Annotated in this window: 13 protein-coding genes; 12 read left to right on the top strand and 1 reads right to left on the bottom strand. The window is 71.8% G+C overall.

From position 1 onward, the window contains the following. Positions 1-26 precede the first annotated feature (26 nt). Complete coding sequence (locus ACIRPU_RS36070; RefSeq protein WP_403874972.1) at positions 27-2,180, top strand: beta-galactosidase; 2,154 nt, start codon at positions 27-29, stop codon at positions 2,178-2,180. Between the two features lie 115 nt (positions 2,181-2,295). Next, the gene (locus ACIRPU_RS36065; RefSeq protein ID WP_403875123.1) at positions 2,296-4,032 is read left to right on the top strand and encodes an RICIN domain-containing protein; all 1,737 of its coding nucleotides are present in this window, start codon (positions 2,296-2,298) and stop codon (positions 4,030-4,032) included. Positions 4,033-4,037: 5 nt separating this feature from the next. On the opposite strand, the gene ACIRPU_RS36060 is transcribed toward ACIRPU_RS36065, so the two are convergent. Further along, positions 4,038-4,931, bottom strand: coding sequence for an alpha/beta hydrolase (locus ACIRPU_RS36060; RefSeq protein WP_403874970.1), 894 nt, complete (start codon positions 4,929-4,931; stop codon positions 4,038-4,040). 349 nt (positions 4,932-5,280) lie between these two features. On the opposite strand from ACIRPU_RS36060, the gene ACIRPU_RS36055 reads away from it, so the two are divergent. From ACIRPU_RS36055 to ACIRPU_RS36010, 10 genes are all read left to right on the top strand, one after another. Further along, on the top strand, positions 5,281-5,655 hold the full coding sequence (locus tag ACIRPU_RS36055) for a hypothetical protein (protein WP_028806388.1): 375 nt from the start codon (positions 5,281-5,283) through the stop codon (positions 5,653-5,655). Positions 5,656-5,869: 214 nt separating this feature from the next. After that, the gene (locus ACIRPU_RS36050) at positions 5,870-6,238 is read left to right on the top strand and encodes an ArsR/SmtB family transcription factor (protein WP_384119028.1); all 369 of its coding nucleotides are present in this window, start codon (positions 5,870-5,872) and stop codon (positions 6,236-6,238) included. Positions 6,239-6,356: 118 nt separating this feature from the next. Next, on the top strand, positions 6,357-7,670 hold the full coding sequence (locus ACIRPU_RS36045) for a DUF3500 domain-containing protein (RefSeq protein ID WP_403874967.1): 1,314 nt from the start codon (positions 6,357-6,359) through the stop codon (positions 7,668-7,670). A gap of 160 nt (positions 7,671-7,830) precedes the next feature. Continuing rightward, positions 7,831-8,298 carry a hypothetical protein gene (locus ACIRPU_RS36040; RefSeq protein ID WP_403874965.1) on the top strand — a complete coding sequence of 156 codons (468 nt, stop codon included), beginning with the start codon at positions 7,831-7,833 and terminating at the stop codon, positions 8,296-8,298. A 298-nt stretch (positions 8,299-8,596) separates the two neighbouring features. Next, positions 8,597-10,060, top strand: a complete 1,464-nt coding sequence (locus ACIRPU_RS36035; protein ID WP_403874963.1) for an ATP-binding protein — start codon at positions 8,597-8,599, stop codon at positions 10,058-10,060. Continuing rightward, a complete protein-coding gene (locus ACIRPU_RS36030; protein WP_028806383.1) occupies positions 10,057-10,479 on the top strand; it encodes a roadblock/LC7 domain-containing protein in 423 nt (140 codons plus the stop codon). The genes ACIRPU_RS36035 and ACIRPU_RS36030 overlap by 4 nt, the downstream gene beginning before the upstream one ends. Further along, the gene (locus tag ACIRPU_RS36025) at positions 10,476-10,841 is read left to right on the top strand and encodes a DUF742 domain-containing protein (RefSeq protein WP_403874961.1); all 366 of its coding nucleotides are present in this window, start codon (positions 10,476-10,478) and stop codon (positions 10,839-10,841) included. Before ACIRPU_RS36030 ends, ACIRPU_RS36025 begins: the two co-directional genes overlap by 4 nt. Then, entirely contained in the window at positions 10,810-11,436 is a 627-nt protein-coding gene (locus ACIRPU_RS36020) for a GTP-binding protein (protein WP_403874959.1), read from the top strand. The genes ACIRPU_RS36025 and ACIRPU_RS36020 overlap by 32 nt, the downstream gene beginning before the upstream one ends. Then, positions 11,433-12,677 (top strand): cytochrome P450, encoded by a 1,245-nt coding sequence (locus ACIRPU_RS36015; protein WP_403874957.1) that lies wholly within the window; start codon positions 11,433-11,435, stop codon positions 12,675-12,677. The genes ACIRPU_RS36020 and ACIRPU_RS36015 overlap by 4 nt, the downstream gene beginning before the upstream one ends. Then, positions 12,674-13,900, top strand: coding sequence for a cytochrome P450 (locus ACIRPU_RS36010; protein WP_403874955.1), 1,227 nt, complete (start codon positions 12,674-12,676; stop codon positions 13,898-13,900). Before ACIRPU_RS36015 ends, ACIRPU_RS36010 begins: the two co-directional genes overlap by 4 nt. Positions 13,901-13,921: the final 21 nt, after the last annotated feature.

Genomic DNA, 13,921 nt, shown 5'->3' with positions numbered 1-13,921 from the left:
CCTCGTTCCCCCCGGAGGTTTCCTTCATGGCGGCTCTGCCTGCCCGCGTCCTCTTCGGCGCCGCGTACTACCACGAGTACCGGCCCCCCTACGGCGACGACCGCCTCGGCGAACGTCTCAAGACCGACCTCGATCTGATGGCCGACGCGCGTGTCACCGTCATCCGGGTCGGCGAGTCGGTGTGGTCGACCTGGGAGCCGGAGAACGGCCGGTTCGACCTCGACTGGCTCCAGCCGGTGCTGGACGGCGCCCACGAGCGTGGCATCTCCGTCGTCCTCGGCACGCCGACGTACGCCGTCCCGCCGTGGCTGGTCCGGCAGTACCCGGAGATCACGGGCGAGCGGCGGACCGGTGAGCGCATCGGCTGGGGCGCGCGTCAGGAGGTCGACTTCACCCACCCCGGCTTCCGGTTCCACGCCGAGCGGGTGATCCGCAAGATCGTCGCCCGGTACGCCGAGCACCCCGCGGTCATCGGCTTCCAGGTCGACAACGAGCCGGGCCTGGAACTCTTCCACAACCACGGTGTCTTCCAGCGTTTCGTGGACCATCTGCGCGAGACGTACGGGGACGTCGAGACCCTCAACCGCGAGTGGGGGCTGGTCTACTGGTCGCACCGGCTGTCGACGTGGGCCGACCTGTGGACGCCGGACGGCAACGCGCAGCCCCAGTACGACGTCGCCTGGCGGGCGTTCCAGGCCCGCCAGGTCACCGAGTTCATCGGCTGGCAGGCCGACCTCGTCCGCGAGTACGCCCACTCCGGCCAGTTCGTCACCACCTGCATCTCCTACACCCGCCCCGCGGTGGAGGACGACGAGCTGACCGATCGTCTCGACATCGCCACCGGGAACCCGTACTACGACATGCAGGACGGCCTCCTGCTTCCGGACCCGACCCCGGACGACCACGAACAGAAGTGGAAGACCACGGGTGTGTGGGCGCTGTACCAGACCGCCGACTGGATGTTCTCCTCCCGCCAGGAGCCGTTCCTGGTGACCGAGACCAATGCCGGTTCCATCGGCTTCCCGTGGGACAACCGCCCCGCCTACGACGGCCAGTGGCGGCAGGCCGCCTGGGCGCTCGTCGCACGCGGCGCCCGCATGATCGAGTACTGGCACTGGAACACCCTGCACTTCGGCGCCGAGACCTACTGGGGAGGCGTCCTCCCGCACACCGGGCAGCCCGGCCGCACCTACGCCGAACTCGCCCGGCTCGGCGCGGAGTTCGAGGCGGCCGGCCCGCTCGTCGCGGGACTGGAGCCGGACGCGGACATCACGATGGTGTACTCGACGCCGAGCAAGTGGCTGATGCAGAAGTACCCGCCGCTGGCCAAGCCGGACGGCGAACCGGACCCGGCCGCCTACCACCGTCTCTTCGACCCCTTCTACCGCGGCGCGTTCGAGGCCGGCCGTCAGGTGCGCATCGTGCACGCCCGCCAGTTGCACGATCCGCGCGGCTCGGGGTCGCCCGTCCCAGGCAGGGAGGGAGTGACGCCCGAGGAGGCCGTCCGCCGTCATCCGGTGCTCGTGGTGCCGGCGTTGTACCTCGCGGCCGACTCGACGCTCGACTGGCTCGCGGCCTACGCCGAGGCCGGCGGCCATCTCGTCCTCGGCCCGCGCACCGGTTACGCCGACCACGAGGCCCGGGCCCGGCACGAAGCGGCCCCCGGCCGGCTGACCGACGTCGCGGGCGTCCGGTACGACGAGTTCAGCAATCTCGTCGGGGAGGTCCCCGTGCGATCGGCGTCCGGGGGCCCGCTCGACCTTCCCGAGGGTGCGACGGCGACCCGCTGGGCCGACGGCCTGACCGTCACCGACGCCGAGGTGCTGGTCACGTACGACCACCCGCACTTCGGGCGCTGGCCCGCGGTCACCAGCCGTCGGCACGGCGCGGGCCGGGTCACGTACGTGGGCACCGCGCCGGGGCGCGACCTCGGGCGGGCGCTGGCCGAGTGGCTCGCGCCGGCCGCGCGGCACGCCTGGCGGGACCTCCCGGCCTCCGTCACCGCGACGACCGGCACCGCACCGGACGGACGACGCGTCCACATCGTCCACAACTGGAGCTGGGAGCCGGCTGGCGTCCGTGTCCCGCTGGCCCTCTCCGACGTCCTGACCGGCGCCTCGGTCCCCGCGGGCGCCGCCCTGGACCTCGGGCCCTGGGACGTGCGTGTCCTCGTCGCCTGACCCGATCCCCGCGGACATCACCGTGGCCGTCCCCCGAGGAGGGGCTGTGCAGAGAAGAAGAACGGGCCGAGTGCTGGGAACCGTCGTCGCCGCGTCCGCGTTGCTGGCGATCCCCATGACCGGCGCGCAGGCGTACGCCCCGACGGGCGGGATCCTCTACCAGCTCGGCGGCGAGCCGTGCCTGAAGGGGCGGGGCAACTGCGCGGTCTACCCGAAGTCGGCGGAGCTGCCGAGCGGGCGTCTGGTGGCGTCGTTCGAGAAGTCGACGGTCGTGACGGCGACGGGCAGCGCCGACCGGCAGACCCTTCCGGTCTACAAGAGCGACGACCACGGAACGACCTGGCAGCCGCTGTCGGAGGTCAGGGCTCCGGCGTATCTGTCGGCCGACGCCAGGTACGCGAAGTACACGAGCAACTGGACCAACCCGTACCTGTACGTCCTTCCGCAGGACGTCGGGAACCTGAAGCAGGGCACGCTGCTGCTGGCGAGCGTGGTGTCGGGCGACGACGCCTACTACAAGGAGCACAAGGCGGCCGACCCGAACTGGACGCCGACCAACGACGGCGACCGCCAGGACCTGGCGATCGCGCTGTACTCCAGCACCGACGACGGTGCGACATGGAGGGTCGAGAACGTCGTCGCCACCGGCGGCTGGCAGGGCGGCAGCGCGGGCGCGGTCGGCCGAAACATCGCGGCCGCGAACACGAACCGGCAGGTGGACCCCGTCTGGGAGCCGTATCTGATGGTCCACAAGGGCAAGCTCGTCTGCTACTACTCCGACGAGAACGACTACACCGGCTTCGACGCGACCACCGGTGTCCCGACCCTCGACCCCGCCAACGGCACGGCCACGGACTCGCACGGCCAGATCCTCGCCCACAAGACCTGGGACGGGCGCACCGCACAGTGGAGCGACCCGGTGGTGGACATCGCGGGACTGAACCAGGATATGGGCGGCGGCAAGACGGAGATCGGCGGCGGGCGGCCCGGTATGGCCAACGTCGTCCGGACGAGCGACGGCAAGTGGCTGCTGACCTTCGAGTACTGGGGCGGAGGCGTCGACACCAAATACGTGCTCGCCTCCGACCCGCTGAAGTTCTTCGCCGGGTCCGCGACGGGCACGGGCGTGAGCACCCTGCCGCTCGACGCCGGTTCGCACGCCCTCGCGACGGGCGGCAGCCCGGTCCTCGTCCGGCTGCCCGGTGGCCGACTGGTCTACAACGCCGCAGGCAGCGGCAACGTCTGGGTCAACGACAGTGGACGCGGCGACAGCACGTGGAAGGAGTACCAGACGACCTCGGCGGCCGGCTACAGCCGCGACCTCCAGTACGTCGAGGGCACCGGGCGCATCGCGATCCTCAACAACCAGGGCACGTCCACGATCGCCTACGCCGAGGTCGACCTCGGCCACTCGGCCGGCGCCTACCACCAGTTGGTGAACCGCAGAACCGACCAGGTGATCGGCACCGGGAACAGGACCAACGACGCGAACATCGGCAACGCGGACGTGCCCGACGTCCGGCTCGAGGCCTCGGGCTCGGCGGCGAACGCGGACACCCAGTACTGGCATGTGACGACCGAGCCGAACGGTGGCGTGAGCCTGCTGAACAAGTCGGGCGGCCGGGCGGCGGCCGTCTGGACCGGCAACGCCACGGCCGGCCAGAAGATCGGCCAGTGGGTCGACAACAGCGCCACCGGCAGCTGGAACCTCGTCAGGACCGCCGACGGGTTCTACCGGCTGCAGTCCGTCAGGAACACGAACCTGTACCTGACGGGCGCGTCCGCCGGAGCGCAGCTGACCCTCCAGAACGCGCTCGCGGACGGCTCCCAGGACTGGGAGCTCGTCCCGTAGGGGTGTCAGGCGGCGAGGGCGGTGCGCAGGGTGGCGGCCATCAGTTCGATGGCCTCCTTCCCGGCCGGCACCGGGCCGACGTGGGTGAAGTAGTGGTCGACGCCCTCGAAGACGCGGTGCGTGACCGGCACCCCGGCGGCCTCCAGGGCCTTGGCGTAGGCGTCCCCCTCGTCGCGCAGGCGGTCGTTCTCCGCGGTGATGACCAGCGCGGGCGGCAGCCCGGCGAGGTCGTCGGCGAGCCCCGGCGAGACGAGCGGATCGGCGCGCTTGGCCGGGTCCGCGACGTAGACGCCGGTGAAGATCCGCATGAGGGTGGGGGTGAGCAGCGGCTTGGCGATGCGGGAGAGCTTGGCGGCGGGATCGGTGACCATGTCGACGGGGGCGGAGTCGAGGATCTGGAGGCGCGGTGAGAAAGCGCCGCGGTCACGGGCGGTGCGGCACACCGCGGCCGTCAGGTTGGCGCCCGCGCTGTGTCCGCCGACGGCGAGCCGGGAGCCGTCCCAGCTGCCCGCGTCACCGTTCCCGGCGATCCACGCGGTGACGTCGTAGGCCTGGGTGACGGCGGCGGGGAACGGCCGCTGCGGGGCGACGGCGTAGTCCACGTTGACCACGACGCAGCCGGCCGTGGCGGCTATGTAGCGGCACAGGTGGTCGTCCTGCTCGGGGCGCCCGACGATGAACCCGCCGCCGTGGAAGTTGACGTAGACGGGGGCGGGCGTGCCGTCGGCGCCGGACGGGCGGTAGACGGTGCAGGTCACCGGCCCGGCGCCGGTCTCCACCTGAAGGGTCTCGGCGTGCTTGGGGACGTCGGTGAACCGTAGGTCCTTGTGCACGCGGGCCATCATGCCGCCGAGCAGCAGCTGGACGGCCCTGGCCTGGAATCTGGTGGTGAGGGGCATGATCGGTCCCGTCCTCGCACTGCGGAATCAACAGGATTCCTGATGGTTGAGGTCATCCTGCACCGCGAGGGACCGAGCGCGCCACTCCCTGCGCGCCATCTCACGCCGCCGGGATTCGAACCCGGGGACGCGCGGGATCGACGGGACGGGATCACGCGTTCCCGCCGGCGCCGCCGATCCGTTCAACTCCCGTACCCCCACGGTCAAAATGCGGCGGAGACCTTCGCGTTCCGAAGTTCCTCGGGCCAGTCCCGAAGCGCGTCACCCCGTCGGGGGACGGGCTCCGTACGTTCCAGGAACCAGCGGGGCCGGAGGAGCCCGGGCCCGCGCAACCGGCAGGAGAAACGCCGTGGCGAATCTGGAGATCTCGATGAAGGAGACGATGACCGCGATCGAGGGGGCGGTGGGAGTCGCCGTCGTGGACTACACCAGCGGCATGGCACTCGGCACGCTCGGCGGCGGCAAGGACCTCGATCTGAACGTGGCCGCGGCCGGCAACACCGATGTGATCCGCGCCAAGGTCCGCACCATGGAACACCTGGGGCTGAAGGGTGAGATCGAGGACATCCTGATCACGCTCGCCAGCCAGTACCACCTCATCCGGCTGCTCAAGGGCCGTGGCGGGAGCGGGCTGTTCCTCTATCTCGTCCTGGACCGCGGCCGGTCCAACCTGGCCATGGCCCGCCACCAGCTCAAGCGGATCGAGGCCGAGCTCGAGGTCTAGGCGACCGGACGGCCCGCGGCTTCGCACACCCTGGAATTGAAGATTTCTTCATCTCGACACATCCAGATCAGCGCATCACACGGGTGTGCGGAGTCCGCAGCCACCAGGATCGTGACGCAGCACGTGGCGCGCGGTGGCGTACGGGCGGCCGGGCGGGCCGCCGCGCCGTCGCGCACCACGCACCACGTACGCGGCAGGGAGCGAGCGAGAGACCATGCAGGTTCCCCTCTACCAGGCCAAGGCCGAGTTCTTCCGCATGCTCGGGCACCCGGTCCGCATCAGGGTCCTCGAACTGCTCCAGGGCGGCCCCGTCGCCGTGCGGGACCTGCTCACCGAGATCGAGATCGAACCGTCCAGCCTGTCTCAGCAACTGGCGGTGCTGCGCCGTGCCGGGATCGTGGTGTCGATCCGGGAGGGCTCGACGGTCAGCTACGCGCTCGCGGGCGGCGACGTGGCCGAGCTGCTGCGGGCCGCCCGCCGTATCCTCACCGAACTCCTCGCGGGACAGAACGAGTTGCTGGCGGAGCTGCGCCAGGCCGATCTGCCGCTGCCGGTACCGCACGGCGGCCCCGGCCGGACGTGACGGGGGCGCGGATGAAGACGAGGGCGGAGGCCAGTGTGCGGGCGGGGGCAGGGGCGGACCGGGGGACGGCGGGTCCCGTTTCAGGTTTCCTTCAGGTAGCTCCTGAAGCTTGGGGCCCATGCACGGACACCGACCACGTACCCCCGCAACCGAACGCAGCCGTCGCTGGTTCATGAACAAGGCGCTGCTCGCCGGCGGTGTCGCCGCGATGGCGACCATGACCGGCTGCTCCTCCGGCTCCTCCGACACCGCGGGCGCCTCCTCGTCCTACGGCGGACCGGGCGGGATGCCCTCCGGGGGACCCGGCGGCGGCGCCGGCGGCATGGGCCCCGGAGCGAGCGAGGTCAAGTACGCGGACTTCGTCGGTGTCACCACCGACGGCAAGGTCGCGGACGACCTGTACTCGATCCACGCGACGGACGTCTCCACCGACAAGGTCGTCAAGGCCGCCCAGGCGTTCCTGGACGGGCTGACCACCAAGGAGCGCAAGGCCTCCGTCTTCGAGGGCGACGACGACGAGTGGCTCGCCTGGAGCAACGTCGACGGCTATCAGCGCGAGGGCGCCCGGATGGGCGACCTGACCGACAAGCAGCGCGACCTCGGTTACGCGCTGCTCGGGGTCGCGCTGTCCGCCGAGGGGCTCACCCAGACCCGCAACATCATGAAGCTCAACGCCTTCCTCGGCGACTACAGCGGCGGCAACCGGGACACGCTCACCGAGGGCGCCTACTTCTTCACCTTCATGGGCACCCCGTCGACCAGCCAGCCGTGGGGCTTCCAGTACGAGGGCCACCATGTGGCCATCAACTACTTCGTGCTCGGCGACCAGGTGGTCATGACGCCCACCTTCATGGGCTCCGAGCCGACCTCGGCCACCTACGTCGGCGAGAAGATCACCCTCTTCAAGAAGGAGACGACGGCCGGCCTCACCCTGCTGCGGTCGCTCACGGACGCCCAGCGGAAGAAGGTGATCTCCTCGGAGTCCAAGGCCGGGGACAACCTGAAGGCCGGGGCGGGCCAGGACAACCTCGAGCTCGCTCACCAGGGCCTCGTCGCCTCCGGGTTCACCGCCGCCCAGCGGAGCGCTCTGCTGGACCTGGTGCGCGTCTACGTCGGCAACATGGACGACGGGCACGCCGAGGTGAAGATGAAGGAGGTGGAGGAGCACCTCGACGACACGTACTTCTACTGGATCGGCGAGACCAAGGACTCCTCGGCCTTCTACTACCGCGTGCACAGCCCGGTCGTCCTCATCGAGTACGACGCCCAGTCGCCGCTCGCCTACGGCACCAAGGACAGCAACGGTGGCGGCGGCATGGGCGGCCCGAACGGGACCCCGACCCAGCAGCACATCCACACGATCATCCGCACCCCCAACGGCGGCGACTACGGCGTGGACCTGCTCGAACTGCACCTGGAGAGCGACCACTAGGGGTCCGGCCGACGCCGCGGGTCCGAACAGCGGCTCGGGACTCGAACGAAACACACCGAAACGCCACGGTTCGCCACCCCTTCCGCCATGTAGAAATATCTACCAGCATGCATATGCCCGCTCGGCATGCGGCCGGGGGCGAACGTCACACGGAGCCGACATGAGCGATGCGATGTGGACGCGCGGCGTGGAGTGGCTCGCCGCCGCCGCGACGGACCCGCGGCTGTGCAAGCGGGAATGGGACCAGGGCGACGGGATCGCCCTGCTGGAGGCGGGCCGCTACTGGGACGTCCTCAGCGTGCCGGACCGGCTGGGCCTGCTCACCCTGGATCTGCTGTGGCAGACGTCCCGCCCCGCTCCGGGACCCACACTCGTGGACACCGCGGCACACCGGGTCGGATTCTTCCTCCCGCCGGACCCCGCCACCCGGTGGATCGGCGCGGGACTGAGACGCGCGGGCCGGGGCTCCTGGGTGGCGATTCCCCCGCCCTACCGGGCCGCGCGGTTCCTGGAGTGGCTGGTCCCGCCGGACGGGACCGGCATGCTGCACGCGCCCGTCACGCTGGAGCTGGCCCTGCGCCAGGCCAACGGCACGCTGGCCGTGCTGACCCCGATGTGCGGCCGGTAGCGCGTCCCGGGCGCGACGTACCGCCCTCGTCGCGGCCGGGCCGAGCCGACCGAACCGACCGAGCCCGCCGGGTAACTCATCGAGCCCGTAAGGCAATTCAGACAGTCGACGCAGAAGTGAACAGATACCGGGCCCTTTGGGAGGCAAGTCTCACTCAACCGTGCGGGATCGATCGATGACGGTGTGTACTGTGCTGCGAGTGCCCGGTTCGAGCCCCTCGGACCCACCCCCGATCTGAGCACCGAAGCGACTGCCCTGAGCACCGAGACGACGCCCGACCCTCCCTGGAACCGAATCGATGATCGAATTACCGGACCTGGTGGCCGGCGTCCTGGCCGCCGGCACACTGTCCGCGCTCGCCCTCGCCGGCGGACTGCTGCGAATACGGCGGCAACAGACCAGGCAGCGAGCCGAGATCGCCGCGCTGCGCACCCAACTGGACGGGTCCTTGAAGGCGTTCACGGCCGAGGTCGAGCATCTGGCCGACCGGCGAGTGCCCGCCGCCGCCCGCCAGGTGGCCCATCCGCACGTACCCGAGCCGGGCCCGCTCCAGCCGCTGACCACCGGCACCCCGCTGGGCATCGCGCTGGAGAACGTGGTGCTGGCGCTCCAGTCCGAGGTGGCGGCCCAGCGCACCCGGGTCGACGCGGCCGCACAGGCCGGGATGCGGGGCGCCACCCGGGAGATCCAGGCGGCCCTGTACCGGCTCCAGGACGCGCTGCGCGGACTCCAGCAGCGGTACGACGACCCGGAGTTGGCGCAGACCCTGTTCCGGCTCGACCACGAGAACGAACAGTCGCTGCGCCGCGCGCAGGTCACCGCCGTGGTGTGCGGGGCGTGGGTCGGGCTGGCGCGCGAGGAGTCGCACCTGGTGGACGCGGTGACCGGCGGTCAGGCCCGGCTCGCGGGCTACCACCGGGTCCAGGTCCACAACCACCTCGAGACCGGCACCGCCCTGGTCTCGCACGCCGTCGAGCCGGTGGCCATCATCGTCGCCGAGCTGCTCGACAACGCGCTCAGGCACTCCGCGCCGGACACCGACGTCGTGGTGAGCCTGCAGCACGTCCACCACGGCGTGTGCGTCACCATCGACGACGCCGGTCTCGGCATGACGCGGGACGAACGCGACCGCGCCCAGCGGCTGGTGGCCGGCGACGACCCCATCCTGCTGACCGACCTGGGCGATCCGCCGCGCATGGGGCTGGCCGCCATCGGCCGTCTCACCCGGCAGTTCGACCTGGGCGTCGACGTCTCCTCGGCCTCCCCGTACGGCGGCGTGCGCGCGGTGCTGCGGGTCGACAGCCATCTCCTCAGCCGTCTCGACCCGGCCGACCGGCCGCCGGCCGCGAGCGCGCCGCGCACGACGCGCAAGGCCGCGGCCGACCGGCCCGTGCCCTCCCATGCGTACGGAGCCGAGACCGGCCTCCCCGAGCCGGCGCCGGGGCACCACGAGCCGACGGACGCCGACGGCCTGCCGCAGCGCCGTCGCCGCACCCGGGCCGCCGCACCCGAAGAGAGCCCTGCGCACAGACCGGCGCACGGCCCCACGCACGGACCCGCGCGCAGACCGGAGGAGGCCGCGGCCGCGCTCGGCGCGCTCCAGTCCGGCACGGCGGCGGCCCGCGCGGCCGCCGAGAACGCCGGAGCCGGCGGCCACGGGAGCACCCCGGCCGACCGGACCGGCGAGCCCGACCACACGGACCACACGCACTGCACCGACCACACCGACCACACCGACATCGAGGGGGAAGCGGCGAGATGACCAGCCGTAATACGGGCGACACGGCATGGGTGCTGGAACCGATCCTGCAGGTGCCGCACGTGCTGGCCGCCGTCATGCTGACCCGGGACGGACTGGTGACGGGGTACACCGACGCCCTGTCGCAGCCGTCGGCCGAGCGGGTGGCCGCCATCACCAGCACCGTGCAGGGGGCCTGCCGGACGGCCGCCGCCGCGTTCGCCGACCGGGAGCGGGCGGAAGTACGCCAGATCGTCATCGAGTCCGACCACGGCTATGTGCTGATCGTGCCGACCGACCACGGCACCTGCGTGGCCGCGTACGGCGACGGCGAGACGCGGCTGGACCTGCTGGCACACCGGGTCCACTCCCAGGTGGCACGACTGGGCGAGAAGGCCATGGCGGCCGCGCCCCGAGGAGCCGACGACAACGCGCCGGCATGACCCGCCGCCCGGCCGGCCGTCCGCTCGTCCCCGCGTACCTGTCGACCGGCGGTGTGACCCGGCCCAGCCGGCCCCACCTGGAGCGGCTGTCGGTGCTCGCCCGCACCGAGGAGCCGCCGCCGGTCGGTCTGCCGGCCGCCGAACTGGCCCTGCTGGAAACCCTGGAGGGCGGCTCGCTGGCGGTGGTGGAGGCGGCGGCGCTGCTCAGGCTGCCGGTCTCCGCGGTGCGGGTGCTGGCGGCCGGCCTCGTCGACCGGGACCTCGTTCTCGCCCGCGCGCCGATCCCGCCCGCCGAACGGTTCGACCCCGACCTGCTGAAGAGAGTGGCCGATGGCCTCCGCGCCCTCAAACACCACCCCTAGCGCCGGCGCGCCCGGCGCCGTCCACCGCCCCGACACCGCCCGCGACCTGGTGAAGATCCTGGTCGCGGGGCCGTTCGGGGTGGGCAAGACGACCCTGATCGACTCGGTGTCCGAGATCCGGCCGCTGCACACCGAGGAGCACCTCTCCGAGGCCTCCGCCGAGGTGGACGACCTGGCCGGGGTGCGCGACAAGTCGACGACGACCGTCGCCATCGACTTCGGCCGGATCAGCCTGCCCGGTGACATCGTGCTGTACCTGTTCGGCACGCCCGGGCAGGAGCGCTTCCGGGCACTGTGGGACGACATCGCCTACGGGGCGCTCGGCGCGCTCGTCCTCGTCGACAGCCGCCGCCTCGACGCGTCATTCGACGTGCTGGGCCTGGTGGAGGAGAGCGGGCTGCCGTACGCGGTGGCCTTCAACACGTTTCCCGACGCGCCCCGCCACTACGGTGCGGAGCGGCTGCGCCAGGCGCTGGACCTGGAGCCCGGGACGCCGATGGTGACCTGCGACGCGCGGGACCCCGACTCCTCGATCGACGCGCTCCTCGCGCTCGTCGAGCATCTGATCGGACATGACCCCGCGGAGGCCCGGTGACCATCCATCCCCCTGACCGGCACGACTTCGCGCGCTCCGTGCCGGTGCGGCTGTGGGACGAGGGTTTCGCAGCCGACCCGCACCGCCGCTACCTGGCGCTGCGCAGCCAAGGGCCGGTCGGCTGGGCCGAGTTGGCCCCCGGAGTGCCGGCGTACGTGGTCACCGACCGGCGCGCCGCACTGGACGTCCTGCACGACGAGGAGACGTTCTCGCACGACCCGCGCGCGTGGGAGTCGACCGTTCCCGACGACTCGCCGGTGCTCGGCATGATGCGCTGGCGGCCCAACGCCCTGTTCGCCGACGGGGCCGCGCACGTCCGCTACCGCACCACCCTCATCGACGTCTTCGACCTGGTGGAACCGCACGACCTGCGGGGGCGGGTGCACCGGGCGGTACGGCTGCTGGTGGGCCGGATCGGGCCGAGGGGCGAGGCCGATCTGGTCCGCGACTTCGCCGAGCCGCTGATGGCGCTGGTCTTCAACGACCTGTTCGGCCTGCCGGAGAGCCAGGGCGACCGGCTGCACTCGGGCGTGGGCAAGATGATGGAGGGCGGCGACCGGGCGACCGTGGGCGAGGCGGAGTACGCGCAGTACGTACTGGACCTCATCGCCGCCAAGAGCGAACGGCGCGGCGACGACCTGCCGAGCCGGCTGCTGGACCACCCGGCCGGGCTGACCCGGGAGGAGGTCACCTGGCAGGTGTTCCTCACCCTCGGCGCCGGATACGGGCCGACCGCGAACCTGCTGTCCAACACGCTGTCGAGGATCCTCGGCAACCCGCTCTACTACTCCACGCTCACCGACGGCGCCCGCCCCGTCATGGACGCGGTGGTCGAGGTGCTGCACCACGAGACGCCGCTCGCGAACTACGGCATCTACTACGTCCGCCGGCCCGTGGCCTTCCACGGGGTGTGGCTGCGCGAGGCGGTGCCGGTCGTGGTGTCGTACGGCGCGCTCGGGATCCTCGCCGAGCGGGAGGTCACCGAGGGCCGGCATCCCAACGACGCCTCGCACCTGTCGTGGGGGGCCGGAGCGCATGCCTGTCCGGTGAAGCAGCACACGCTGCTGCTGGTCACGGAGGCGATCGAGCGGCTCACCCAGTGGCTGCCCGACCTCGACCCCGTCGTGCCCCGCGAGCGGCTGACCTGGCGGCCCGGTCCGTTCCACCGCGCGCTGACCGCGCTGCCCGTCCGCTTCAGCCCCCGCTCCCCCGCCTCCGAATCCTCAGGAGTCCGTTCGTGACCGTGACCGACCGCATCGTCCTCGACCCGTCCGGCACCGATGTGCACGCCGAGAGCGCCCGGCTGCGCGCCCTCGGCCCGATCGTGCCCGTGGAGCTGCCCGGCGGCATCCCGGCCTGGGCGCCCACCGGGTACGACACCCTGAAGGCGCTGATCCTGGACCCGCGGGTAAGCAAGGATCCGCGGCGGCACTGGCGGCAGTGGGCGGAACTCGGCGAGCACCCTTCCTGGGGCTGGATCCTGGGCTGGGTCGGCGTGATCAACATGCTCTCCACGTACGGCACCGACCACGCGCGGCTGCGCAAACTGGTGGCGCCGAGCTTCACCCACCGGCGCACCGAGGCGCTGCGCACCCGGGTGGAGGCGATCACCGCGGAGCTGCTGGACGGGCTGGAGAAGGGCGACGACGCCGCGGTCGACCTCAAGGCCGCGTTCGCGCATCCGCTGCCGATGCAGATCGTCTGTGAGCTGTTCGGGGTGCCGGACCACCTGCGGGAGGCCAATGTCCGGCTGGTCGCGGCGATCATGGACACCACCGACCCGACCCCGGAGCACGCCGCTCGTGTGCAGGAGCAGATCGGCTCGGTGCTGGGCGGGCTCATCGCGTACAAGAGCGAGCATCCCGGCGACGACATGGCGACCGAGCTGATCCGTGTGCGCGACGAGGAGGGCGACCGGCTCAGCGACGAGGAGCTGCTGTACACGCTGCTGCTGGTCATCGGCGCCGGTTTCGAGACGACCGTCAACCTCATCGGGAACGCGGCGGTGGCGCTGCTGCGGCGGCCCGAGCAGCTGGCGGCCGTCCGCCGGGGCGAGATCGGCTGGGACGCGGTCGTCGACGAGACGCTGCGGCTGCACCCGCCGATCGCCAGTCTGCCGCTGCGGTTCGCCGTCGAGGACGTCACGGTGGGTGAGGTGACGATCCCGGCCGGGGACGCCATCATCACGACGTACGCGGCGGCGAACGTGGACCCGGCGCACTACGGGGCGGACGCGGACGTGTTCGACGCGGCGCGCGCGGCGGAGGACCATCTGGCCTTCGGGATGGGTGTGCACCGGTGCATCGGGGCTCCGCTGGCCCGGATGGAGGCGCTGACGGCGCTGCCCGCGCTGTTCGAGCGGTTCCCCGAGCTGCGGCTGGACACCGGGGCCGCGGAGCTGCGGCAGGTGCCCTCGTTCATCGCGAGCGGCTGGCAGGAGATCCCGGTCCGCCTGCGGGGCTGAGGCGCGGGGGTGCGACCGGTC

This window comes from Streptomyces sp. NPDC102259 (assembly GCF_044766465.1).
GTDB lineage: Bacteria > Actinomycetota > Actinomycetes > Streptomycetales > Streptomycetaceae > Streptomyces.
The sequence above is the reverse complement of the archived record's forward strand: the minus strand, read 5'-3'. Positions and strand labels throughout refer to the sequence as shown.

What these genes read in the sequence shown, in the direction of transcription:
- ACIRPU_RS36070 (WP_403874972.1), top strand. Translation starts at nt 27, where the DNA reads ATGGCGGCTCTGCCTGCCCGCGTCCTCTTCGGCGCCGCGTACTACCAC.
- ACIRPU_RS36065 (WP_403875123.1), top strand. Translation starts at nt 2,296, where the DNA reads ATGACCGGCGCGCAGGCGTACGCCCCGACGGGCGGGATCCTCTACCAG.
- ACIRPU_RS36060 (WP_403874970.1), bottom strand. Translation starts at nt 4,931, where the DNA reads ATGCCCCTCACCACCAGATTCCAGGCCAGGGCCGTCCAGCTGCTGCTC.
- ACIRPU_RS36050 (WP_384119028.1), top strand. Translation starts at nt 5,870, where the DNA reads ATGCAGGTTCCCCTCTACCAGGCCAAGGCCGAGTTCTTCCGCATGCTC.
- ACIRPU_RS36045 (WP_403874967.1), top strand. Translation starts at nt 6,357, where the DNA reads ATGCACGGACACCGACCACGTACCCCCGCAACCGAACGCAGCCGTCGC.
- ACIRPU_RS36040 (WP_403874965.1), top strand. Translation starts at nt 7,831, where the DNA reads ATGAGCGATGCGATGTGGACGCGCGGCGTGGAGTGGCTCGCCGCCGCC.
- ACIRPU_RS36035 (WP_403874963.1), top strand. Translation starts at nt 8,597, where the DNA reads ATGATCGAATTACCGGACCTGGTGGCCGGCGTCCTGGCCGCCGGCACA.
- ACIRPU_RS36030 (WP_028806383.1), top strand. Translation starts at nt 10,057, where the DNA reads ATGACCAGCCGTAATACGGGCGACACGGCATGGGTGCTGGAACCGATC.
- ACIRPU_RS36025 (WP_403874961.1), top strand. Translation starts at nt 10,476, where the DNA reads ATGACCCGCCGCCCGGCCGGCCGTCCGCTCGTCCCCGCGTACCTGTCG.
- ACIRPU_RS36020 (WP_403874959.1), top strand. Translation starts at nt 10,810, where the DNA reads ATGGCCTCCGCGCCCTCAAACACCACCCCTAGCGCCGGCGCGCCCGGC.